22 protein-coding genes, 1 tRNA gene and 1 pseudogene are annotated in these 20,650 nt (G+C 69.6%); 11 read left to right on the top strand and 13 right to left on the bottom strand.

All coding sequences use genetic code 11. The features are described from left to right. Window positions 1–26: 26 nt before the first annotated feature. From MJQ72_RS44430 to nth, 4 genes are read right to left on the bottom strand one after another with little or no spacing between them, the layout of a single operon-like run. Window positions 27–1,211 (bottom strand): MarP family serine protease, encoded by a 1,185-nt coding sequence (locus tag MJQ72_RS44430; RefSeq protein ID WP_240596900.1) that lies wholly within the window; start codon window positions 1,209–1,211, stop codon window positions 27–29. 6 nt (window positions 1,212–1,217) lie between these two features. Then, window positions 1,218–1,925, bottom strand: a complete 708-nt coding sequence (locus MJQ72_RS44425; protein ID WP_240596899.1) for a CoA pyrophosphatase — start codon at window positions 1,923–1,925, stop codon at window positions 1,218–1,220. Then, complete coding sequence (locus MJQ72_RS44420) at window positions 1,922–2,518, bottom strand: TlpA disulfide reductase family protein (RefSeq protein WP_240596898.1); 597 nt, start codon at window positions 2,516–2,518, stop codon at window positions 1,922–1,924. The genes MJQ72_RS44425 and MJQ72_RS44420 overlap by 4 nt, the downstream gene beginning before the upstream one ends. Next, the gene (nth, locus tag MJQ72_RS44415; protein WP_240596897.1) at window positions 2,515–3,198 is read right to left on the bottom strand and encodes an endonuclease III; all 684 of its coding nucleotides are present in this window, start codon (window positions 3,196–3,198) and stop codon (window positions 2,515–2,517) included. Before nth ends, MJQ72_RS44420 begins: the two co-directional genes overlap by 4 nt. A gap of 236 nt (window positions 3,199–3,434) precedes the next feature. On the opposite strand from nth, the gene MJQ72_RS44410 reads away from it, so the two are divergent. The 4 genes from MJQ72_RS44410 (at window position 3,435) to dnaN (ending at window position 7,308) form a co-directional block, all read left to right on the top strand. Continuing rightward, the gene (locus MJQ72_RS44410; protein WP_005166943.1) at window positions 3,435–3,686 is read left to right on the top strand and encodes a hypothetical protein; all 252 of its coding nucleotides are present in this window, start codon (window positions 3,435–3,437) and stop codon (window positions 3,684–3,686) included. 159 nt (window positions 3,687–3,845) lie between these two features. Beyond that, on the top strand, window positions 3,846–4,520 hold the full coding sequence (locus MJQ72_RS44405; protein ID WP_003081747.1) for a Crp/Fnr family transcriptional regulator: 675 nt from the start codon (window positions 3,846–3,848) through the stop codon (window positions 4,518–4,520). A gap of 451 nt (window positions 4,521–4,971) precedes the next feature. Then, complete coding sequence (locus MJQ72_RS44400; protein ID WP_396427034.1) at window positions 4,972–6,234, top strand: MFS transporter; 1,263 nt, start codon at window positions 4,972–4,974, stop codon at window positions 6,232–6,234. A gap of 9 nt (window positions 6,235–6,243) precedes the next feature. Continuing rightward, window positions 6,244–7,308 carry a DNA polymerase III subunit beta gene (gene dnaN / locus MJQ72_RS44395; RefSeq protein WP_240596895.1) on the top strand — a complete coding sequence of 355 codons (1,065 nt, stop codon included), beginning with the start codon at window positions 6,244–6,246 and terminating at the stop codon, window positions 7,306–7,308. Between the two features lie 56 nt (window positions 7,309–7,364). Here dnaN and MJQ72_RS44390 read toward each other — a convergent pair whose 3' ends face one another. The 7 genes and pseudogenes from MJQ72_RS44390 to MJQ72_RS44360 all read right to left on the bottom strand — a co-directional run bounded on the left by MJQ72_RS44390 (window position 7,365) and on the right by MJQ72_RS44360 (window position 11,727). Beyond that, complete coding sequence (locus tag MJQ72_RS44390; protein ID WP_034314716.1) at window positions 7,365–7,616, bottom strand: glutaredoxin domain-containing protein; 252 nt, start codon at window positions 7,614–7,616, stop codon at window positions 7,365–7,367. Further along, window positions 7,613–8,383: an MBL fold metallo-hydrolase gene (locus MJQ72_RS44385; protein ID WP_240596894.1), complete on the bottom strand. Its 771-nt coding sequence runs from the start codon at window positions 8,381–8,383 to the stop codon at window positions 7,613–7,615. Before MJQ72_RS44385 ends, MJQ72_RS44390 begins: the two co-directional genes overlap by 4 nt. Further along, window positions 8,380–9,191, bottom strand: a pseudogene (locus MJQ72_RS44380) (NUDIX hydrolase). Before MJQ72_RS44380 ends, MJQ72_RS44385 begins: the two are co-directional and overlap by 4 nt. Before the next feature lie 90 nt (window positions 9,192–9,281). Beyond that, the gene (locus MJQ72_RS44375; protein WP_240596893.1) at window positions 9,282–10,430 is read right to left on the bottom strand and encodes a hypothetical protein; all 1,149 of its coding nucleotides are present in this window, start codon (window positions 10,428–10,430) and stop codon (window positions 9,282–9,284) included. 38 nt (window positions 10,431–10,468) lie between these two features. Then, complete coding sequence (locus tag MJQ72_RS44370; protein ID WP_016337887.1) at window positions 10,469–11,098, bottom strand: hypothetical protein; 630 nt, start codon at window positions 11,096–11,098, stop codon at window positions 10,469–10,471. Then, window positions 11,098–11,553, bottom strand: coding sequence for a RidA family protein (locus MJQ72_RS44365; protein WP_016337888.1), 456 nt, complete (start codon window positions 11,551–11,553; stop codon window positions 11,098–11,100). Before MJQ72_RS44365 ends, MJQ72_RS44370 begins: the two co-directional genes overlap by 1 nt. A gap of 12 nt (window positions 11,554–11,565) precedes the next feature. Then, window positions 11,566–11,727 carry a DUF4177 domain-containing protein gene (locus MJQ72_RS44360; protein ID WP_005166970.1) on the bottom strand — a complete coding sequence of 54 codons (162 nt, stop codon included), beginning with the start codon at window positions 11,725–11,727 and terminating at the stop codon, window positions 11,566–11,568. Between the two features lie 129 nt (window positions 11,728–11,856). Between MJQ72_RS44360 and MJQ72_RS44355 the strand changes: the two genes are divergently transcribed. The 4 genes from MJQ72_RS44355 to MJQ72_RS44340 all read left to right on the top strand — a co-directional run bounded on the left by MJQ72_RS44355 (window position 11,857) and on the right by MJQ72_RS44340 (window position 15,299). Next, complete coding sequence (locus MJQ72_RS44355; protein ID WP_240596892.1) at window positions 11,857–12,801, top strand: triacylglycerol lipase; 945 nt, start codon at window positions 11,857–11,859, stop codon at window positions 12,799–12,801. 92 nt (window positions 12,802–12,893) lie between these two features. Continuing rightward, window positions 12,894–13,142, top strand: coding sequence for a hypothetical protein (locus MJQ72_RS44350; RefSeq protein WP_240596891.1), 249 nt, complete (start codon window positions 12,894–12,896; stop codon window positions 13,140–13,142). A 22-nt stretch (window positions 13,143–13,164) separates the two neighbouring features. Further along, complete coding sequence (locus tag MJQ72_RS44345) at window positions 13,165–14,169, top strand: ArsA-related P-loop ATPase (RefSeq protein WP_005166973.1); 1,005 nt, start codon at window positions 13,165–13,167, stop codon at window positions 14,167–14,169. After that, on the top strand, window positions 14,169–15,299 hold the full coding sequence (locus MJQ72_RS44340; RefSeq protein ID WP_038521085.1) for an ArsA family ATPase: 1,131 nt from the start codon (window positions 14,169–14,171) through the stop codon (window positions 15,297–15,299). Before MJQ72_RS44345 ends, MJQ72_RS44340 begins: the two co-directional genes overlap by 1 nt. Window positions 15,300–15,364: 65 nt before the next feature. Here the strand turns inward: MJQ72_RS44340 and MJQ72_RS44335 are convergent, their stop codons facing one another. Next, on the bottom strand, window positions 15,365–15,682 hold the full coding sequence (locus tag MJQ72_RS44335; RefSeq protein WP_005166974.1) for a WhiB family transcriptional regulator: 318 nt from the start codon (window positions 15,680–15,682) through the stop codon (window positions 15,365–15,367). Between the two features lie 350 nt (window positions 15,683–16,032). On the opposite strand from MJQ72_RS44335, the gene MJQ72_RS44330 reads away from it, so the two are divergent. From MJQ72_RS44330 to MJQ72_RS44320, 3 genes are all read left to right on the top strand, one after another. Continuing rightward, window positions 16,033–18,201 (top strand): transglycosylase domain-containing protein, encoded by a 2,169-nt coding sequence (locus MJQ72_RS44330; RefSeq protein WP_240596890.1) that lies wholly within the window; start codon window positions 16,033–16,035, stop codon window positions 18,199–18,201. A gap of 275 nt (window positions 18,202–18,476) precedes the next feature. After that, window positions 18,477–19,403 (top strand): metallophosphoesterase, encoded by a 927-nt coding sequence (locus tag MJQ72_RS44325; protein ID WP_198941694.1) that lies wholly within the window; start codon window positions 18,477–18,479, stop codon window positions 19,401–19,403. A 28-nt stretch (window positions 19,404–19,431) separates the two neighbouring features. Beyond that, window positions 19,432–19,505 (top strand) — tRNA-Pro (locus MJQ72_RS44320). Between the two features lie 461 nt (window positions 19,506–19,966). On the opposite strand, the gene MJQ72_RS44315 is transcribed toward MJQ72_RS44320, so the two are convergent. After that, window positions 19,967–20,647: a methyltransferase domain-containing protein gene (locus tag MJQ72_RS44315; protein ID WP_240596889.1), complete on the bottom strand. Its 681-nt coding sequence runs from the start codon at window positions 20,645–20,647 to the stop codon at window positions 19,967–19,969. Window positions 20,648–20,650 lie beyond the last annotated feature (3 nt).

Raw genomic sequence — 20,650 nt, 5'->3', positions numbered from 1 at the left:
TCTAACCGTCCTTGCCACTCACGAGGCTAGTTGGCGCAGGGCCCGGTCGACGTGTTCGCGCTCAGCGCCGGAGCCGTCTCCACCACCGGCCGCACCTGTTCCGAAGTCAGCGTGAAGCCGGTCTCCGGATCCTCGACGGCCGCACCGAACACGACGCCGATGACCTCGCCATCGGGATTGATCATCGGCCCGCCCGAGTTCCCGCTGCGGACCTGCCCGCGCACGGTGAACACGTCACGCTGCACGGTGTTGGACTCGTAGATGTCCGGCCCGCGCAGGTTGATCCGGCCGCGCACTCTGGCGGGCGTCGCCGTGTACGGGCCGTCGAGCGGGTACCCGAGCACGATCGCGTTGTCGCCGGCCCGCGCCACCCGCGGCGTGAACGGGAGCACCGGCGCCTGCAGCCGGGGCACCGCGAGCACGGCCACGTCGGCCTCCGGGTCGAAGTAGACGACCCTGGCCGGGAATTTGCCCGAGGTCGACTCGATGGCGACCTCGTCGGTGCCCGCGACCACGTGCGCGTTCGTCATCACCCGCTGCGGCGCGACGACGAATCCGCTGCCCTCCAGCGCCCGCGAACACGAGGTCGCGTTGCCTCGGATCTTCACCACACTGCGGTGCACCTGTTTGACGATCGCGCTCGCCTGCAGCGCGGTGTCCGGCGGGCTGGTGTCCTCGACGTTCGGCTTCTGGAACGGGTCCACAATGGACGGGAAGCCGGAGGCGTCCAGCAGTTTGCGCAGTTCGCTCGGGAAGCCTTGCGCCGCTTCGGGCATGACGTCGTTGACGCCGCCGAGCACGACCGAGCTGTTGATCGACTTCGCCAGCCCCGGCACCCCCGAGACGGCGGTGAGCGGTGTCGCGATCAGCCACGCGACCACGAACACCACGGCGGCCTGCACCACCGCGCCCAGCGTCTTGTCGACGCCGGAAAGCTTGTCCGGGTTGATCTTCTGCCTCAGCTTGCGACCTGCCCAGACCCCGAGGGTCTCGCCGAGCGCGACCAGGAACACCACGGTCGCCACCGCGAAGGCGACCTTCGCCGCCGGGTGCTGGAAGAGTTCCACGATCAGCGGCGCGATCTTGATCCCCGCGAGCGCGCCGAGCACCACCCCGACCAGCGAGGGGAGGGCGATGATCACCCCCTGGAACGCGCCGGACACGCCCGCCAGCAGCGCGAGCAGGATCACCAGTACGTCGACCCAGTTCACCGGCGCCTACTCCTTCTCCGGCACTTGCCGCCCGTCGACCCGCGCCTGATGTTCGGCCAACGCTACGTCAAGGTCCCGGACGTCGCCGTGGTCCCAGTCCCGTTCCCAGCCGCCGAGCGCCAGCGTCATCGCCAGCAGGCCGCCCGTGAACCCCCAGACGAACATCCCCCCGACGTCGAACGCGGGGCCCTTCCAGTCGTAGCCCTCGCGCGTGACCTGAAACCGGTTGGCCGGGTCGGTGAGCTCGGCGACCGGCACCCTGGCCACCGCCGCCGTCTCCCCCGGGTCGACGGCGTGCACCGGCGACGGCGTCCGCCAGTAGGCGAGCACCGGTGTCACGGCGAAGGCGGACACCGGCACGAACAGCTCCGGGAAGACCGCCACCGGCAGCACGCCGGAGGGTTCGACGCCGGTCTCCTCCTCCGCCTCGCGCAACGCGGTGCCGACCGGTCCGCCGTCCTCCGGCTCGGCGCCCCCGCCGGGGAAGCTGACCTGACCGGCGTGCGAGCCGAGCGTGTCCGCGCGGCGCTGGAGCAGCACGTCGGGCCCCTGCGGGCCCTCGCCGAAGAGCATCAGGACGGACGCGGACCGGTAGCTCGCGTCCGGCGGGACACTGAACCGGCTGAAGGTGCGCGCGTCGACCTCGCCGCTGATCTTGACCAGCGGCTGCAACCAGGCGGGAACGGCCTCTGGGTCCACGAGGGGGCCGGTCATGATGTCCCTTCCACAGCGGCGCGCACCTGGTCAGTGTTCAGGAAGACGCGTGGGTTCTCGATGAGCCGGACGTCGCCGCCCGCCGTGACCAGGTACGTCGCGGGCAGGGAGGAAGGGACCTTTAGTGCCGTCCGCACCGGCCCCGACTGTCCGTCACCGTCGAACACGGACGGCAGCCGGACCCCCAGTTCGCTCAGCATCGCCAGCCCGTCGGCGCCGGAGCTCGCGACCTGGACGAGGAGCACCCGCGCGGCGCCCGGCAGCGCGGCGTAGTGCTGGAGCAGCGGGAGCTCGGCGCGGCACGGCTCGCACCACGACGCCCACAGGTTGACCAGCACGGGACCGCCCGAGAGCACCTTGGCGAGGTCGACCCTGGAGCCGTCGCCAAGGCACTCGACGTCGACACCTCGCAGCTTCGCCACTTCACCCGGCCCAGGCGGCGGACAGGGAGCTAGAGCGGCCTTCGCACGCGCCGCCGTGAGATCCCCCGACGTCTTGGCCGGAGCCTGGCCGTCGCGCGTCGTGAGCAACGCGACGATCAGGGCCACCACCAGCACGGCGACCCCGAGGGCCAGTTTGGTGACCCTGGTCACCGGCGGGCCGCCAGTTCCAGGATGTGCTCGCGCTCTTCGCCCTTGACGAGCTTCGCGGCCTCTTCGAAGCCCGTCGGGCCGGTTCCGTACGAGGGGCACATCTTCGCCAGCGGGCAGGCGCCGCAGGCCGGTTTGCGGGCGTGGCAGACGCGGCGTCCGTGGAAGATCGTCCGATGCGAGAGGAGCGTCCACTCCTTGCGCGGGATCAGCTCGCCGACGGCGTGCTCGACCTTGACCGGGTCCTCCTCCTCGGTCCAGCCCCAGCGGCGGACCAGGCGGCCGAAATGGGTGTCGACGGTGATCCCGGGGACCCCGAAGGCGTCCCCGAGCACGACGTTGGCCGTCTTACGGCCGACCCCCGGCAGCGTGACGAGGTCCTTCAGCTTGCCGGGCACTTCGCCGTCGTAGCGCTCCACCAGCGCGGCGCCCAGCCCCAGCACCGAGTTCGCCTTGGCGCGGAAGAAGCCCGTCGGTCGGAGGTACTCCTCGAGTTCGGCGCGGTCGGCGCCGGCGTAGTCCGCCGCGGTCCGGTAGCGCGCGAAGAGCGCGGGCGTGACCTGATTCACGCGGACGTCGGTGGTCTGTGCCGAGAGCACGACCGCGACCAGCAGTTCGAGCGGAGTGGTGAAGTCGAGCTCACAGTGCGCGTCGGGGAACTCGTCGTCGAGGCAACGCTTCATCCGCCTGGCGCGTCTCACCAACGCGAGCCGGCTTTCACCCTTGCCCCCCGCGCGGGGGCATTGGTGAGGGCAGGAGGCACCCCGATAGCCTACGGGCGCCATCGGACGAGCCAGTGGGAGCACCCGCCGGTCGACGGCCGACACGCCAGAGCACCACCTCGGCGCTTCGATCGAGGACGCCATGAGCGAGGATCTGGAGTAATGCACAACTTTTCGGAATTCCCGGGGCAGGGCGCATGACCGTCTGGTTCGTCATCCTGGTGCCACTGGTGATCATGTTCTTCGCGCTGTTCATGGAACGCGTGGAGACCAGGCTCAAGCACGTCGCGGTGCAGGAGAACGAGGTCGAGGAGTTCCTCGAGCAGGCTCAGCCCAACGAGGTCAGGGCCCTTTACGGGCACGGCATCGGGCGCGCGCTCGAGCTCTTCCGGCTGCGCAGGCTGGGCGGGAAGGCGGCCAGGCTTCGCGCGCGACGCGTGCGGAGTTAGGCTCCACGTTCGAGCGAGATCGTTCCCGGCCCGCGCGCGCGTTCGGCGTGCCGACGAGCGATCTCGCGCGCACGACCTAGACTGACGCGAAAAGTGATCGACGACACGGTCCCCGCCCGACGAGGATCGACGTCGTATCTCGATGAGGAGGCACCCGAGGTGGACGAAACCCTGGCCCGAGCGGGCATTTTCCAGGGTGTTGAGCCGGCAGCCGCCGAGGCGCTGGCACAGACCTTGGAATCCGTGGAGTTCCCTCGCGGGCATGTCATCTTCAACGAGGGTGAACCCGGCGACAAGCTTTACATCATCCAGTCCGGCAAGGTGAAGATCGGCCGCAAGTCACCCGACGGCCGCGAGAACCTGCTGGGCATCTTCGGCCCGTCCGACATGTTCGGCGAGCTGTCCATTTTCGACCCCGGCCCCCGGACGTCCAGCGCGACGACCGTGACCGAGGTCCGCGCGGTGACGATGGACCGCCCGGCGCTGCGGCAGTGGATCTCCACCCGCCCGGAGATCGCCGAGCAGCTGCTCCGTGTGGTCGCCCGCAGGCTGCGCCGGACGAACAACATGGTCGCCGAGCTGATCTTCACCGACGTCCCCGGCCGCGTGGCGCGGGCGCTGCTGCAGCTCGCGCAGCGTTTCGGCAGCCAGGAGGCCGGCCTTCTGCGGGTCACGCACGACCTGACGCAGGAAGAGATCGCCCAGTACGTCGGCGCCTCGCGCGAGACCGTCAACAAGGCTCTCGCCGACTTCGCGCACCGCGGCTGGCTGCGGCTCGAAGGCAAGAGCGTGCTGATCCTGGACCCGGAGCGCCTGGCCCGCCGCGCCCGTTGATTTCGAGTACGTGAAGGCCCCCTTCACTGCGTCTAACGCAGCGAAGGGGGCCTTCACGTACTTGTGCTGAAACACAACGAAGAGCCGGGCGCCACCCCCGACGTGGCGCACCGGCTCTTCGCTGTGCGCGGACCATCCCCCGACGATCCGCGCTCCCCGCCCTCCGGAACAAGGCCCCGACCCGTACGCCGGAGGGAGCTGGAAGCTGTGTGTTTGTCGTACAACCATCCACGGCCATCGGCCGTGAACTCAAGTTCTTTCACTCTCAAGGACGCCATCTGCGTCGATTTGTTGCCCCGAATGACCCAGAATCGACTGACTGTTACCTGATCGTGATGAACCGGAGCGATTCAAGGTCCGTAGTACCCGGATCCGGTGGTGACCAAACTTACCGCCACAGATCTGGTACTCGCGTACCAAAGTGTTCATACTGGTACGCGTGTCCCAGTCTGTGTCCGCTTCCGCCGAGAGCCACCGCACCTCCCTCGCCGACTACCGGGCCGCGCTGACCGCGCCCGGATCCCGCGGGGCGGTGATCGCGTCGCTGCTCGCCCGCCTGCCGATCGCGATGATCGGCATCTCCGCGCTGCTGTACGTCCAGCGCGAGACGGGCTCCTTCGCCGCGGCCGGGCTGGTGTCCGCCGGGTCGCTGGTGGGTGTCTCCGTCGGCGCAGTCGTGCAGGGAAGGCTCATCGACCGGTTCGGGCCGACCCGGCCGCTGCTGACCACCACGGTGCTCTTCGCGCTGGCGATGACCGGGCTGGTGTTCGCGATCGAGGCGCACGCCCCGACGCTCGTGCTGGTCCCGCTGGCCTTCGGCACCGGGATCACGGAGCCGATGGTCGGTTCGGCTTCGCGGGCGCTGTGGACACGGCTGCTGCCCGCCGGGCCGACCCGGAACGCCGCGTTCTCCTACGAGGCGATCAGCATGGAGGTCTTCTTCATTCTCGGCCCCGGTTTCGCGGGGCTGCTGATCGCCGCGCCGTGGGCGGGCACCGGCATCGTGACCGGCTCGCTGACCATGATCGCGGGCGCGACGCTGTTCGCGCTGAGCCCGACCGTGCGCGCGTGGGGGCCGTCGCCGTCGACGGGCGGCAAACTGCTCGGCGCGCTGGCCAGCCCCGGGATGCGCACGCTCGCGATCGCCGCACTGGGTTTCGGCGCGGTGATCGGATTCGTCGAGGTCGCCGTCCCGGCGGCCGCGACCGAGGCGGGGAACACCTCCATCGGCGGTCTGCTGCTCTCGGCCTGGTCGGTCAGCTCCGTCGCGTTCGGGGTGGCGTACAGCCTGCGCCCGTGGCCGCGCCAGATGGGCCTGCGGCTGCCGGTGCTGCTGGCCGGGTTCGGCGCGCTGGTGGCGCTGCTCGCGCTGCCGGGCTCGCTCTGGGGCCTCGCGCTCGCCATGCTCGCCGCGGGCGCGCTCATCACCCCGCAGTCGACGACGCACTCGGCGGCCATCGAGATCGCCGCGCCGAAGGGCACGGCGGCCGAGGCGTTCGGCTGGGTGCTCACCGCGGTGACCCTCGGGCTCGCGTTCGGGCAGTCGATCAGCGGCTACCTCGTCGAGCACGCCGGGCACGAAGCGGCGTTCCTCGCCGCCGGCGGGGTCGGGTTCGCGCTCGCCGCGGTGGTGTGGCTGCTGCGCGGCACCTTCCGCCCCCAGCCCGCCGGAGCGGTCGCCGAAGCGCCCGAACTTGTCGGTGCCGCCCGCTAGCTTGCGGGCATGGACCTGACCGCCGCCACCCGTCCCCTTTCGTCCGCCGTTTCCGCCGCCGCCCGGCTGCTGTCGGCCCGTTCCGGCCTGCTCCTGCGCGCCGGGAAGGACGGGCTGACCGTCGGCGGCAACGACAGCGAACGAGCCGTCCGCCTGACCGCCGAAGCCATGGTCCACACCGATGGTGAAGTTCTCGTCCCCGCCGGACCCCTCGCGGAGACGCTGCGCATGCTCGACGACGATCTGGTGCGCCTGGTCGTCGAGGGTTCGCGGCTGGCCGTGCGGGTGGAGGGCGGGCGCTACGCGCTGCCGTTGCTGAGCCGTGAGCTGAACCTCCCGGACATGCCGCCGAAGGTGTCCGAAGTGGACGGTCACGCGCTCGTGACCGCGTTGCGGACGGTCGCGGGCACGGCGGCGAAGGACGACGCGCTGCCGATGTTCACCGGTGTCCGCGTGCAGAGCTTCAGCCGCGAGCTGCGGCTGACGGCGTCGGACCGCTATCGGATGGCGGTGGCCACCCTGCCGCTGCGCTCCGAAGGCGAGCCGATCGACGCGCTGGTCCCGGCCGGCTTGCTCGCCGAGACGGCGAAGCAGGCGCGTGGCACCGTCGGCCTGCACGGCGACGGGACCCGGTTCGGGCTGAGCTGGGCCGGCGTCGCCGTCACCACCGCCGTGCTCGACGCGGGATTCCTGTCGGAGAAGCTGATCGAATCGTCCACTGTGGACACCACGGTCGAAGTCGCCGCCGACGCGCTGGCCGCCGCCGTACGCCGCGTCGGCGTCTACGCGGACGATCGCCGGGTGCTGACGCTGGAAGTCGGCGACTCGCACCTGAGGCTGGCCAGCGCCAAGCAGAACACCGGGGAGGCCGAGGAAACGCTGAAGGCGGAGGTGTCCGGCGGCCGGACGTCGCCCTCGTTCCAGGCGCGCTACCTGCTGGACGCGCTGCAGGGTTTCGCCGGGGAACGGGTGCGGCTCGACATCCAGCCCGGGATGCGGGCCTGCGTCATCCGCGCGGTGGAGCCGGGCGAGGTGGAGCTGACGTACTACGTGATGCCGATGCTGCCGCGCTGACACTCGCCTCGTGAGTGGCAAGGACGGTTAGAACCGTCCTTGCCACTCACGAGGAGTCAGGCGGAGGCGGCCTTGACGGCGGCCTCGATCTCACCGAACGAAGGGTTCACCATCGCCTTCGAGCCCACGAAGACCGTCGGTACGACCTCGTTCCCGTTCGCCACCGAACGCACGCGAGCGGCGGCGTCCGGGTCTTCCCAGATGTTGACCCGCTTCACCTTGAAGCCGCTCTTCGACAGCGGCCGTTCCAGCGCGGCGCAGAACCCGCATCCGGGGCGCCAGTAGAACTCGACCTCGACGTCACTCATTCGCCGTCCTCCGACCTCAGGTAGTCCAACTGCGCCCGCACGCTCCATTCGGCGGGCGCCCACAAAGCCTTGTCGACGTCGGCGTAGACGACCTCGACCACCTGGCGCGGGGTGGCGTCCGCGCCGAGCGTCTCCAGTGCCGAACGCACCTGGTCGAGCCGTTCTTCCCGGTGTGCCAGGTATTCGCGCGCGGTCGCGGCCAGATCGGGCAGTTCCGGACCGTGTCCCGGCAGGCCGACGGTGCCGTCCGGCAGCCCGATGAGCTTCCGCAGCGAGCGCAGGTAGTCGCCGAGGTCGTGCAGCACGGTGGTGCCGCGGCCGAGGATGGTGTCCCCGGTCAGGATCTGGCCGTCGGACACCAGGCAGATCGAGTCGCCGGTGTGCCCGGGCGTGTGCAGCACCGACAGCCGGACGCCACCCGCCTCGATCACCTCACCGTCCACAAGGGACTTCCCGCCGATGCAAAGCTTCTCGTCGAAGGCCCGCACGGGAGCGTCGACGCGCTCGGCGAACCAGGGCGCGCCCTCGGCGTGGTCGGGGTGATGGTGGGTCAGCACGATCAGCTCGACGGCGCCGGTCTCCGCGAGCAGCGTCAGATGCTCGACGTCCTCGTGACCGGGGTCGACGACCACGGAACCGGACGCACCGGGGCCGCGCAGCACCCAGGAATTGGTGCCCTCCAACGTCATCGACGAAGGATTGTTCTCGAGCAGCACGGAAGTCGTCGGCGTGATCCGGCGCAGCACGCCGTACTCGGGGGCGCTCACGCCGGGTCCAGGATGACGCGGACCTTGTCGCCGTCGCGCACCAGCGTCGGCATGATCTTCGAGATCTCGCGCTCGGCGGCCTGAGCCGCGGCCGACGAGTCGAACTCGCCGAGCTCCGCGAGCGTGAGCCAGGTGGGTGGCATGAGCATGCGGCGGCCCTCCTTGGCATCGGCGATGGCCTCTTCGGGCCGCTGCCAGCCGGAGCTGACGGCCTCGGAGGTGGCGCCGTCCGCCTGCTGCCCCTCGGGCAGCACGGCGACGAAGAAGCAAGTGTCGTAGCGGCGCGGTTCCTGCGGCGGGGTGACCCAGTTCGCCCACGGGCGCAAGAGATCCGCGCGCAGTGTCAGGCCGTTCGCTTCGAGGAAGGCGGCGAGCGAGAGTTCGCGGGAGACCAGCTTCGCGCGGGCGTCGTGGTACGGCGTCGTGTCGGTGACGACCGTGTCCCCGGTGCTCGCGAGCAGCACGCCCGACTCCTCGAACGTCTCCCGCACGGCCGCGCACACCAGGGCGCGGGCCAGCGACTCGTCGCAGCCGAAGCGTTCCGCCCACCAGGCGGGCTCGGGCCGGCCCAGCTCACGGAGGTGTCGACATCACGGGAATCCACGCCGCCACCGGGGAAGACGGTCATCCCGCCCGCGAACGGCATGCCCTTCACCCGGTGCTGGAGGAAGACCTCGACGCCTTCGGCGCCGTCGCGGAGGAGGATCACGGTCGCCGCGTCCTTGGGCGTGACGGGCTCGCCGTCGGCGTTGGCGCGGGTGCCCACCCCGGCCCCCACCGGGATGTCGAATGTCAGTTCTTCAGCCACACCCGCAACCTAACATCGCGTTTCGTCCTCTGGTTGCGATCGTTGCGCGTGCAACTACCGCATTCAGAGGACGAAACGCGGGGAACTCCGTCAGGAAGACCAGCCGCTGCTGCGCGAAGCGCCGTTCAGCCGGATCTTCGCCGCTTCGGCGCGCTCCCGTTCGGCGAGCTCGGCGTGCAGCTCGCGCAGGAGCGCCCTGTCGCGCTCGCTCAGGCTGGGGTCGTCGAGGTCGAGAGCGGGCAGCTCGACGACCTCGTGCATGCTCGGCTTGCCCGTGGCGATCTCGCGGCCCTTTTCGGGGTCCTCCTTGAGCGCCTGGCGAAGCTGCGCCACCTCGGCCGGCGTCAGGTCGGCCGTGCGCTCGGCGCGGGTCTCCGCCCGCGACTTGCGCGGCGGTGCCGACTCCGATGAGGACGAGGACGACGTCGTCGCCGCGGGCGCCTGCTGCACGATCGGCACCACCGGCGCGATGGGCTCGGCCGGTTCGTGGCTCCCGCCGCTCACCGGCCGCAGCCCATGCCTGCTCGGCTGCTCCTTGACCGGCTCGGGAGCCGGGGCGGGAGCGGGCGGCGGAGTCACCGGCTCGGACCGAAAGTCACTGGAGTGGGTACTCCCGGTGACCCAGACAGGACTCGCGGCCGAAGACGCGGCCTGGTGGTACGCGGACCGCGCGACGCCGGGACCCGCGACCTCGACGACCGAACGGATACCCGCGCGGCGAAGCGCGGTGTCCACGCGGAACGCGACCGCGGGCGGGTTGCCCTCGGGCCCGATCTCGACCAGGACCACCCGCTGCGGCAGCGCGCCGGGCACGCTGCCCGCCGGCGTGTTCCGCCACACCGCGTGCACCGACCGGACGTCCGGCAGCACCTGAAGGGTGCGGTCGAGCGCCTCGGCGAGGCCGAATTCGGGCTGGTTCTCCCCGGTGAACCGGTGGGTGAGTACCGGCTCGTCCTCCTCGACGACCAGCAGGTCGTTCGCCAGGGTGGCGTCCGACCGGCTCATCTCGAGGACGAGCGCGAGTTCACGCTGTTCGGAGGAGCTCACCGGGATCTTCCCCGCGATCAGGGTGCCGGTGGTGAGCTCCACCGCTTCGTCGATGTGCGCACGCGCGATCAGCTCACGCGCTTCGGTCAAAGCACTGTCGTCGATCCGACCCGCCAGGGCCAGTAACAGGTTGTGCAGGCGCAGGGGCACCGAGAACCCGTCCATGGGCGGGCCGTCGTGGACCTCCACCATTGCTCTGCTCCCTCCCGGCTCGCCTGGTGGAGCGAGCGTTAAGCGGCGACCAGCCGACTTCCGGTGTCCACCGCGCCCACGCAGACCAGCTCGGAGTTGGCGAGCGCGGTGCGGTGATAGCCGGTGAGGTCGATGCTCGGCGGGAGAACCTCGACGCCGGGCTCCTCGTCACCCAGCACGCGCAGGACGCGCTGCAGTTCGCCGGTCAGCCTCGGCAGCCCGTTCGTCGCCGTGACCAGGAGGACTCGTTTCGCCCCACCCTCGCCGACCACACCGAGGTGTCGCCAGCTTTGCCGCACTTCACCCACATCCGGCCGTCCCCGCAACGTTGCGTGGATCAATACGGACACAGAGTCGACGGAGTTCACCCATTCGGGCGCACTCTGCGTGAATGTGTACCTGGTCTCGGTGACGTCGTCTACCCCCAGGGTGGAACTCACCTGATGCCAGTCGGCTCCGTGAGGGATGAGCCCGGCGACTAGCAGGCGATACTCCGTTTGATCCAGGTCGATCCTGTGCTTAAGCAAAGACCTGGGCAGGGTCCGCGCGAGCGTGCCCATCGCGCCTTCGCCCAGCCAGTCACGGAACCGCCACAAGAGCTGGTCCGGCAGCCGTCCGGCCAGCCGGAGCAGGAGCTCGTGCGAGGACCGTTCGATGTCCGGGTCCATCACTTCACCTCCACGATCAGTTCGATCTCGACCGGCGCCCCGATCGGCAGCTCGGCGACCCCGACGGCCGAACGGGCGTGGATACCCGCCTCGCCGAAGATCTCGCCCAGCAGCTCGGACGCGCCGTTGATCACCGCGGGCTGGCCGGTGAAACCCTCCGCGGACGCGACGAACCCGACGACCTTGACCACCCGCACCACGTTGTCGATCCCGGCGACCGAGTCGACCGCGGCGAGGGCGTTGAGGATCGACGTCCGCGCGTACTGCTTCGCCTCTTCGGGGCTGACCTCGGCGCCGACCTTGCCGGTCGCTTCGAGCTCACCCTTCACGAAGGGCAGCTGCCCCGCCGTGTAGACGTGCGAACCCGTGCGGACGGCGGGCACGTAGGCCGCCAGCGGGGCGGCGACGGCTGGCAGCTCGATACCGAGCTCGGCGAGTCGATCGCTCCAGGTCATGGCTTCAATCCCTCAGTTCTTCGCTCGTTTGAGGTAGGCGACGTGCTGCTCGCCGGTCGGGTTCGGGAGCACGGTGACGAGCTCCCAGCCGTCCTCGCCCCACTGGTCGAGGATCTGCTTGGTGGCGTGGATCAACAGGGGGACGGTCGCGTACTCCCACTTGGTGGCGCTCATGCCCGGGAGCGTAGCCAAACCGGCAAGCGCGCCCGACACACATGCGGAAAACCCTCTCGCGACCGGTTCGCCGAATTCCCGCCGATGTGGTTCACTTCACACCTACTCGGGAGTAGATAGGACGCCGACATGCGGACGACGAAGTCCCTCGCCGCCACCTTCCTGGCCGCGGCCCTTGCCCTGATCTGCGCTTCACCGGCGAACGCCGACGAGGAGCTCCCCGTCCCGTGGACGCTGGCCGCGGCGCTGCCCGCGCAGGCGGCGAACCCCGGCGGCCCGCCGCCCGGCGCGAACGACTTCGACTGCCGTCCGAGCGCGGCCCATCCGAATCCGGTGGTGCTCACCCACGGCCTCGGCGCCAACCAGACGGTGAACTGGCAGACGTTCGCCCCGCTGCTCAAGAACCAGGGGTACTGCGTCTTCTCCCTGACCTACGGGGTCCCCGGGAAACCGCTGCCGATCTACCAGCCCGGCGGGCTGCTGCCGATGGAGCAGAGCGCGAAGGAGCTTTCGGCGTTCATCGACAAGGTGCGCGGCGCGACCGGCGCGTCCAAGGTGGACATCCTCGGGCATTCCGAAGGCACGCTCATGCCTTCTTACTATGTGAAGTTCCTCGGCGGGGCGTCCAAAGTGGACAAGTACGTGAGCCTGACCCCGCTCTGGAACGGCACAACCTTGTTCGGCGCCTCGCAGCTGTACGCAGTGGCCGCCGCTTTGGGCCTCACGCCCGGGTTCAACGGCATCCTCGACCCGGTCTGCGGTTCGTGCCGCCAGTTCCTGCGCGGCTCGGAATTCCTCACGAATCTGCGGTCGGGCAACGGCGTCTTCCAGCCGGGCGTGACCTACACGAACATCATGACCCGCTACGACGAGGCCGTCGTCCCGTACACGAGCGGAATGGGCACCGGCCCGAACGTGAAGAACATCGTGCTGCAGGACAGCTGCCTGCTCGACCTGGCCGAACACGCCGGGGTCGCCGCCGACCGCAACGCCGCCGGGCACGTCCTCAACGCGTTGGACCCGGCGAACGCGAAGCCGGTCCCCTGCGTGCCCGCGACCCCCATCGGGAGCTGAAGGACGCCATACCCGCATGCGACGCGGTGAAGGGAGCTTTCACCGCGTCGCATGCGGGGAAAGTCCCCTTCAGCCCCCACTAGGCTGGGGCCGTGGAGACCTGGCGCGTGGTCGCGACCGTCCTGCTCGCCGCGGCCGGGCTGCCGCTGGTGCTGGTCCTGATGGCCAAGGCGCGGGACCGCACGGACCGCTCGGGGACGGTCGCGATCACCGGCGCGGTGGCCTTCGTCGTCCTCCTGCTGCTCGGTGTGGTGATGCTCACGGTGCTGCCCGGCGTCCTGACCTGGTGCGTCGCGGGACTGGTCGTGGCCGCGCTCGGCGTCATGATGCTGGCGAGCTGACCGCTCAATTAGGGTGGGACCGGTGAGCACACCCCTTGCCGGCTGGACCGACGAACTCGCGAGAGCCAGGCTGCATTTCGTCACCGGTAAGGGCGGGACGGGCAAGACCACGCTCGCCGCCTCGCTCGGCCTCGCGCTCGCCAAGGGCGGGCGCCGGGTGCTGCTGATCGAGGTCGAAGGCCGCCAGGGCATCGCCCAGCTCTTCGACACCGAGCCGCTCCCGTACGCCGAGCAGCGCATCGCGGCCGTGCCCGGCGGCGGCGAACTGCGCGCCCTGCACATCGACGTCGAGGCCGCGCTGCTCGAATACTTCGAGATGTTCTACAACCTCGGCTTCGCGGGGCGGACGCTGCGGCGGATGGGCGCGATCGAGTTCGCGACCACGCTCGCGCCGGGTCTACGCGACGTCCTGCTCACCGGGAAGATCAAGGAATGCGTCGGCCGCACCGAATCGGACGGCCGCCACACCTACGACGCCGTCGTCGTCGACTCGCCGCCCACCGGCCGGGTCGTGAAATTCCTCGACGTCACCAAGGCGCTGACCGATCTCGCCAAGACCGGCCCGATCCGCGGCCAGGCCGACGGCGTCGTGCGGCTGCTGCACTCCGGTGAGACCGCGGTCCACCTGGTGACGCTCCTGGAAGAGATGCCGGTGCGGGAGACCGTCGAAGCCGTCGCCGAACTCGACGGCGCCGACCTGCGTCCCGGCGCCGTGCTGGTGAACCGGGTGCGCCCGCCGCGGCTGCCCGCCCGCTCGGTGACCGCCGCCGCCGACGGCCGCGTCGACGCCTCGCGCGTCCGCGCCGGGCTCGCGTCGGCCGGGCTGAACCTGCCCGACAGCACCCTCGACGCGCTGGTCGAGGAGACCGTCGAGCACGCCGTGCGGGTCGCGGCCGAGCAGCGTGCCCGCGAGCAACTGTCCGAAGCGGACTTGCCTGGCCTCGAACTGCCGGATCTGACCGACGGGGTCGACGTCGCGGCGCTCTACGACCTCGCCGAAGCGCTGACCGAGCAGGGGGTGCGCTGATGTCGGACGTCTTGGAGGTCGACAAGCTGATCGACGATCCGGAGAGCCGGGTCATCGTGTGCTGCGGTTCCGGCGGGGTCGGCAAGACGACGACCGCGGCGGCGCTCGCGTTGCGCGCGGCCGAACGCGGACGGCAGACGGTGGTGCTCACCATCGACCCGGCCAGGCGGCTGGCGCAGGCGCTCGGCCTGCGTGAACTGGGCAATCACCCGAAGCAGGTGCAGGTCGAAGGCTTCGAGCCCAAGGGCGAGCTGTGGGCGATGATGCTCGACATGCGGCGCACCTTCGACGACATGGTGCGCGTGCACGCCGGCCCGGAACGCGCCGAGCAGCTGCTGCAGAACCCCTTCTACCAGACCATTTCCACGTCGTTCTCCGGCACACAGGAGTACATGGCGATGGAGAAGCTGGGGCAGCTCGCGGCCACCGACGAGTGGGATCTGATCATCGTCGACACGCCGCCGAGCCGGTCCGCGCTGGACTTCCTCGACGCGCCGACGCGCCTTTCGAGCGCGCTCGACGGCCGGATGATCCGGCTGCTCACCGGTCCGGCCAAGGCGGGCGGCTGGGGTTTGCGCAAGGTCGTCAACGCCGGGTTCTCGATGTTCGCGAAGGCCGTCTCGACGATCATCGGCGGCCAGCTCCTGACGGACGCTTCGGCGTTCATGCAGGCCTTCGACAGCATGTTCGGCGGGTTCCGCGAACGCGCGCGCAAGACCTCCGAGCTGCTGCGGTCCGGCGGAACGTCGTTCCTCGTGGTGGCCGCGCCGGAGCCGGACGCGCTGCGCGAGGCGTCCTATTTCGTGGAGCGGCTTTCGGAGGAGAGCATGCCGCTGGCGGGGCTGGTCGCGAACCGGACGCATCCGGTGCTCGCCCCGCTGTCCAGCGCCGAAGCCGTCGCGGCCGCCGAGCAGCTCGCGAAGGGCGAGACCAGCGCTCCGCTGGCCGAAGCCGTCCTTCGCCTGCACGCGGACCGTGTCGCGCTGGCCGATCGAGAGACGCGGCTGCTCGCCAGGTTCACGCGGGCGCATCCCGAGGTCCCGCTGGTGCGGGTGCCCGCGCTCCCCAGTGACGTGCACGATCTCGAAGGCCTGCGCGACATCGGCACGCGTCTGGCCACTCAGTCCTGAGTTTTCGCGAAGGGCCCCTTCCCTACCTTGGACTCAGGGAAGGGGCCTTCCACGCCAAACCTTGATCACGAGACTCGGACGCGCACGTCTTCCTCTTCGTCGATCCCGGTGAAACTGCGCTTCGCCGCTTCAAGCAGGTCCGCCCAGCTGGAAACGTCCGGCCGCCGCCGCAGCAGCGCCCGCCGTTCCCGTTCGGTCATACCTCCCCAGATGCCGAAGTTGATCCGGCCATCGAGCGCCTCGGCGAGGCATTCCGTCCTGACCGGGCAACCGAGGCAGACCGCCTTGGCCCGGTTCTGTTCCGCCCCTCGGACGAACAAGCCGTCCGGATCGGTGTCGCGGCACGACGCATTGACTCGCCAGCTCGACTGGTTGGTTTCCATACCCCCAGCTCCCTACCCTGGTGTTCGACACACCACGGGAGGACGAAAAGCCTGCGCTCCTGCCCCCATGAGCGTGTCTCCCTGTGTGCTCACGTCGGTTGAGCCGACACCTCCCCGGTGCCGGTGCCTCCGTTCGGCCGAATGCGACTGCCGCTCGCACTCACCCGTCTGTCGGCTTTTTCATACGTGAGACGTTGACGGACTGTAGGGGCCCTCGGTTCCCCCCGCCAAGCCCTAGAATGCCTGCCGTTACCGGCCGTCACCTCATGGGGTCGATTTCGTAACCGAATCCACACTTACAGCGAGGTGACGTCACGGTGGGCTAACGGCATCCGCGTACCCTGGTCCGCGTGCGCAAAACGGACGGTCTGCTGAAGCTCATTGGCCTTTGTGTGCTCGCGGGGGTGCTGGTCGCGGGGATGTTGTTCCCGGTGGCGGGCGCCGCGGGGGTGCTGTCGAACCAGGCGAGCGAGACCGTCGACAAGACATCTTCGGACTTGGCGGACATCCCGCCGCCCTTGGTGACGACGATCACGGACAACACCGGCAAGCAGATCGCGACGCTGTACAAGCAGTACCGCATCCCGACCGCCGAGACCCAGATCAACGACGCCATGAAATGGGCGCTGATCTCGGTCGAGGACAAGCGCTTCTACGAGCACAACGGGGTGGACTGGAAGGGCACGCTGCGCGCGGCGGTCAGCAACAGCACCGGCGGGGACACGCAGGGCGCGTCGACGCTGACCCAGCAGTACGTCAAGAACTACCTGATCAACGTCGTCTACCGGGACGACAAACCGGGCCAGAAGCGCGCACAGGAACAGTCGGTCGCCCGGAAGCTGAAGGAAGCCCGGATCGCGATCCAGCTGGAAACCAAGCTGAACAAGATGCAGATCCTGACCGGCTACCTGAACGTCGTCGAGTTCTCGCGCGAGATCTACGGCGTCGGCGCGGCCGCGAACGCGTACTTCAACACGCCCGTCGAGAAGCTCACCGTGCCGCAGGCGGCGTTGCTGGCCGGTCTGGTGAACAACCCGATCGTCAACGACCCCTGGAAGAGCCCGGCGAAGGCCACCGAACGCCGAAACCTGGTGCTGGACCGCATGGTCGACAACCAGAAGCTCGCGAAAGTGGACGCCGAACGCTTCAAGGCCGAGCCGCTCGGCGTCGTCGAAGGCGGCCCGCAGAAACCCGCGTCGAATTGCACCGGCGCCGGCCCGGAGAACGGTTTCTTCTGCCAGTACGTCGAGGACTATCTCCTCAAGTCCGGGATGACGAAGGACGACCTCTACACCGGCGGCTACCAGATCAAGACCACTTTGGACGAACGGGCGAACCACGAGGCCAAGATGTCGGCCGAAGCCCAGGTCAAGAAGACGCAGGACAACGTCGCGAACACGCTTTCCCTGGTGAAGCCGGGCAAACAGCGGCATGAAGTCGTGGCGCTGGCGGCGAACCGTGACTACGGGCTGCACGAAGACCAGGGACAGACGACGTTCGCGTTGCCTTCCGGCGTCTACAACACCGGCGGCGCCGGCTCGGCGTACAAGGTCTTCACCGCCGCGGCGGCGTTGGAAGCGGGCGTCGCGGGGATCAACTCTCCCCTTCCGGTACCCGACTTCTACACCTCTCACGTGTTCGCCGGCGGTGGCCCCAAGTGCGCCCCGACCGGGCCGCCGTTGCGCTCCCGCTGGTACTGCCTCGGCAACGCGGGCGACTACAACCCGGCGGGCGGGACCATGTCGATGCAGCAGGCGCTGGCGACTTCGCCGAACACCGCGTTCGTGGCCCTCGAAGAGAAGGTCGGGAGCACGGGCCCGATCGTGGAGATGGCGCGCAAACTGGGTATGCGCGACACCATGGCCAGCAACCTCGGCGGCGGCGCCGTGGATCCGAAGTCCGACAACCCCGGCGCCAACACCAGCCAGCTGCAGGCCTTCGGGCCGAGGCCCGGCTGGGCCGGGAACGCGTCGTTCACGCTCGGCCCGGCCCCGCTGAGCGGTCTGGAGCTGGCGAACGTCGGTGCCACGATCATGAGCGGTGGCGTCTGGTGCCCGCCGACCCCCCTCGCCGGTGTCACCGACCGGGACGGAAAGCCGGTGCCTGTCAAGGAAGCCGCCTGCGAGCAGGTGGTGCCCGAAGGTCTCGCGAACACCCTCGCGGTCGGCATGAGCAGGGACAGCCAGCCCGGCGGGACCTCGTTCGGCGCCGCGAACGGCGCCCGCTGGAACCGGCCGGTGATGGGCAAGACCGGTACGACCCAGAGCAACGGCTCGGGGACCTATCTCGGCGCCACCCCGCAGCTCGCGGGCGCGGCGATGGTGTTCCGTCCGAAGGGTGGAAACGGCGGCCTCTGCTACCTCGGCCCGGGTAACGTGACCACTCGCGGCTGCGAAAACATGTTCGGCGGGAAGACGCCGGCGCAGACCTGGTTCGGGGCGATGTCGAAGATCCTCGAAGGCCAGGAACCGCTGCCGCTGCCGGCTCCGGACCCGAAGTACATGGGCGGCGGGCGCTGACCACGTTCACCAGCGCAAATCACGATGAGTCACACGAATCTAACTTTGCGTGACCGCTCGGCGGCCTAACGGGGAACAGCGGTCGACGGGATCATGTCGGTTGATCGCGACACTCCGCGCCGACCACGGAAGGTGAAGAAAAGAGGCCATTCCAGCGATTTACCGAGATCGCCGGAATGGGGGCGAACGATCACCACCGGAGAGCACGTAAACTGGACATTGTGAGCACGCTCAGTAACAAAAGCACTTCGGGGGCGACGGTACGGCGCTTGGCCGTGGGAACCGTCGCCCTGGGAGCCGCGACCCTCGGTTACGCGGTCGGTATCGAAAGGCGCCGGTGGACGCTTCGCACCGCGGAGCTCCCGGTCCTCGCGGCAGGGGCGAAGCCCTTCACGATCCTCCACATCTCCGATCTGCACATGTTGCCCGGTCATGTGAGCAAACAACGCTGGGTAGCGGCGCTCGACGAACTCGAACCGGACCTCGTCGTCAACACCGGTGACAACCTGTCACATCATCAGGCCGTCCCGTCCGTGCTGCGCGCGCTCGGCCCCCTGCTCGACCGGCCCGGCGTGTTCATCTTCGGCAGCAACGACTACTACGCGCCGAAACCCAAGAACCCCGCGCGCTACCTCATGCCGAAGGGCAAGAAGAAGCGGATCCACGGCGAGCACCTGCCGTGGCGCGACCTCCGCGCGGCCTTCGTCGAACACGGGTGGAACGACCTCACCCACGTGCGGCGCACCATCGAGGTCGCCGACCAGTACGTGTTCACCGCCGGCGTGGACGACGCGCACCTCCACCGCGACCGCTACGCCGACATCGCGGGCCCCGTGGACACCGCGGCCGCCGTCCGCATCGGTGTCACGCACTCGCCGGAGCCCCGCGTGCTCGACGAGTTCGCCGGCGACGGTTACGACCTCGTCCTGGCGGGCCACACGCACGGCGGGCAGCTCCGCGTCCCCGGCTACGGCGCGCTCGTCACCAACTGCGAACTGGACCGCACCCGCGCCCGCGGCGCGTCCCGCTGGGGCGCCCAGATGTGGCTCCACGTCTCCGCCGGGCTGGGCACCTCGCCGTACGCGCCCGCCCGCTTCGCGTGCCCGCCCGAGGCGAGCCTGCTGACCCTCGTCCCACGGGGCACGACCAGCGAGAACCACCGGAAAGCAGCCCCCCGCAAAGCCCGAAACACCGTCCGCTAAACTTCTCCTCGACCCGCTAAGAAGTATCCGGGGTGTGGCGCAGCTTGGTAGCGTGCCTCGTTCGGGTCGAGGAGGTCGTGGGTTCGAATCCCGCCACCCCGACGCAGGATCGAAAGAGCCTTGTTCACTTTGGTGAGCAAGGCTCTTTCGCGTTACGGGCCACATGTCTTCAAGGCCACCTTTGAGACGCTCGATGCCCCAAAGGCCCCCTTCAGGACACAGCTCCCCGCCGCACCAAGCCACCGAGGCCCAAGCCCCCACCGGCAGCCCCGCCACTCCCAGGGGGGCGACCCCGGGTCCAGCGTATCGCCGAGGGGTGTCGGGACCGGGCGAAAGAGGGGCAGAGGGGTTGGTTGTCCACAACGGCGAGGGGCTGTGGACAACCGAAGGGCGCCGCCGAGGACCGAGGGTTCCCAATGCCGCATTCGAGAACGTTGAGTGTCCCCAATGTGGCATTGGGGACACTCAACGTCCCCAGTGCCACATTGGGGGCGCTCAACCTCCCCCGTGCCACATTGGGGGCGCCGAAAGCCGGAGGTGAGCAAGAAGCGAAGAGCGGCGGCTCAGCGCGTCGCGAGCAGCTCGGTCCAGCACTGCGCGAAATCCCCGTCGCCCGAACGCGCCCACGACCAGGCCGAGCGGGCGGCCGAGGCCAGCTGGTCGCGGTCCGGGGTCGTCGCGGTTTCCAGCGCCGTCACCAGCCGCGCCTCCACGGACGTCGCCAGCGCACGGTACGTCGTGTCCGTGCGGTAGCGCGTTTTCGTTCGCACGTCGGTGAAACCGGCCGCCGTGACCGCGGCGGGCAGCGAGCGCCCGGCGAACGGGTCGCCGCCCGCGCGGCGCCACAGCAGATAGTGGCCACGAAGGGCGGCGTCGACGTTCGCCGTCTTCGGCCGCAGCCGCGCCCGACTCCAGTCCGATGTGGACAGTGCGAGGGTGCCGCCCGGTTTGAGGACACGCCGGAACTCCGCCAGCGCGGCACCCGGTTCTCTCAGATGCTCGAAAACGGCGTGCGCGAAGAGCACGTCCACGGAATCCTCGGCGAACGGCAGCGCGCACGCCTCCGCCACCAAGAAGTCCACTGTGGACTTTCTGTACCCGCTGTCGATACCGAGGGTGATCGAACCCGGCCCGCAGCCGACGTCGACGCACCCCATCCCCGGCCCGAACAGCGGTTGCGCGAACACGGCCCGTTCGACCGCCTGGCGCGCGGACCGCGCGCGCGGCGCGTTTCCCTCCAGCACCCC

It is taken from the genome of Amycolatopsis sp. EV170708-02-1 (genome assembly GCF_022479115.1).
Classification (GTDB): domain Bacteria; phylum Actinomycetota; class Actinomycetes; order Mycobacteriales; family Pseudonocardiaceae; genus Amycolatopsis.
The sequence above is the reverse complement of the archived record's forward strand: the minus strand, read 5'-3'. Positions and strand labels throughout refer to the sequence as shown.

Bases quoted from the DNA above. Each gene is read 5' to 3' on its own strand.
- MJQ72_RS44425 (WP_240596899.1), bottom strand. From the start codon at position 1,925: ATGACCGGCCCCCTCGTGGACCCAGAGGCCGTTCCCGCCTGGTTGCAG.
- nth (WP_240596897.1), bottom strand. From the start codon at position 3,198: ATGAAGCGTTGCCTCGACGACGAGTTCCCCGACGCGCACTGTGAGCTC.
- MJQ72_RS44410 (WP_005166943.1), top strand. From the start codon at position 3,435: ATGACCGTCTGGTTCGTCATCCTGGTGCCACTGGTGATCATGTTCTTC.
- dnaN (WP_240596895.1), top strand. From the start codon at position 6,244: ATGGACCTGACCGCCGCCACCCGTCCCCTTTCGTCCGCCGTTTCCGCC.
- MJQ72_RS44390 (WP_034314716.1), bottom strand. From the start codon at position 7,616: ATGAGTGACGTCGAGGTCGAGTTCTACTGGCGCCCCGGATGCGGGTTC.
- MJQ72_RS44375 (WP_240596893.1), bottom strand. From the start codon at position 10,430: ATGGTGGAGGTCCACGACGGCCCGCCCATGGACGGGTTCTCGGTGCCC.
- MJQ72_RS44370 (WP_016337887.1), bottom strand. From the start codon at position 11,098: ATGGACCCGGACATCGAACGGTCCTCGCACGAGCTCCTGCTCCGGCTG.
- MJQ72_RS44365 (WP_016337888.1), bottom strand. From the start codon at position 11,553: ATGACCTGGAGCGATCGACTCGCCGAGCTCGGTATCGAGCTGCCAGCC.
- MJQ72_RS44360 (WP_005166970.1), bottom strand. From the start codon at position 11,727: ATGAGCGCCACCAAGTGGGAGTACGCGACCGTCCCCCTGTTGATCCAC.
- MJQ72_RS44355 (WP_240596892.1), top strand. From the start codon at position 11,857: ATGCGGACGACGAAGTCCCTCGCCGCCACCTTCCTGGCCGCGGCCCTT.
- MJQ72_RS44340 (WP_038521085.1), top strand. From the start codon at position 14,169: ATGTCGGACGTCTTGGAGGTCGACAAGCTGATCGACGATCCGGAGAGC.
- MJQ72_RS44335 (WP_005166974.1), bottom strand. From the start codon at position 15,682: ATGGAAACCAACCAGTCGAGCTGGCGAGTCAATGCGTCGTGCCGCGAC.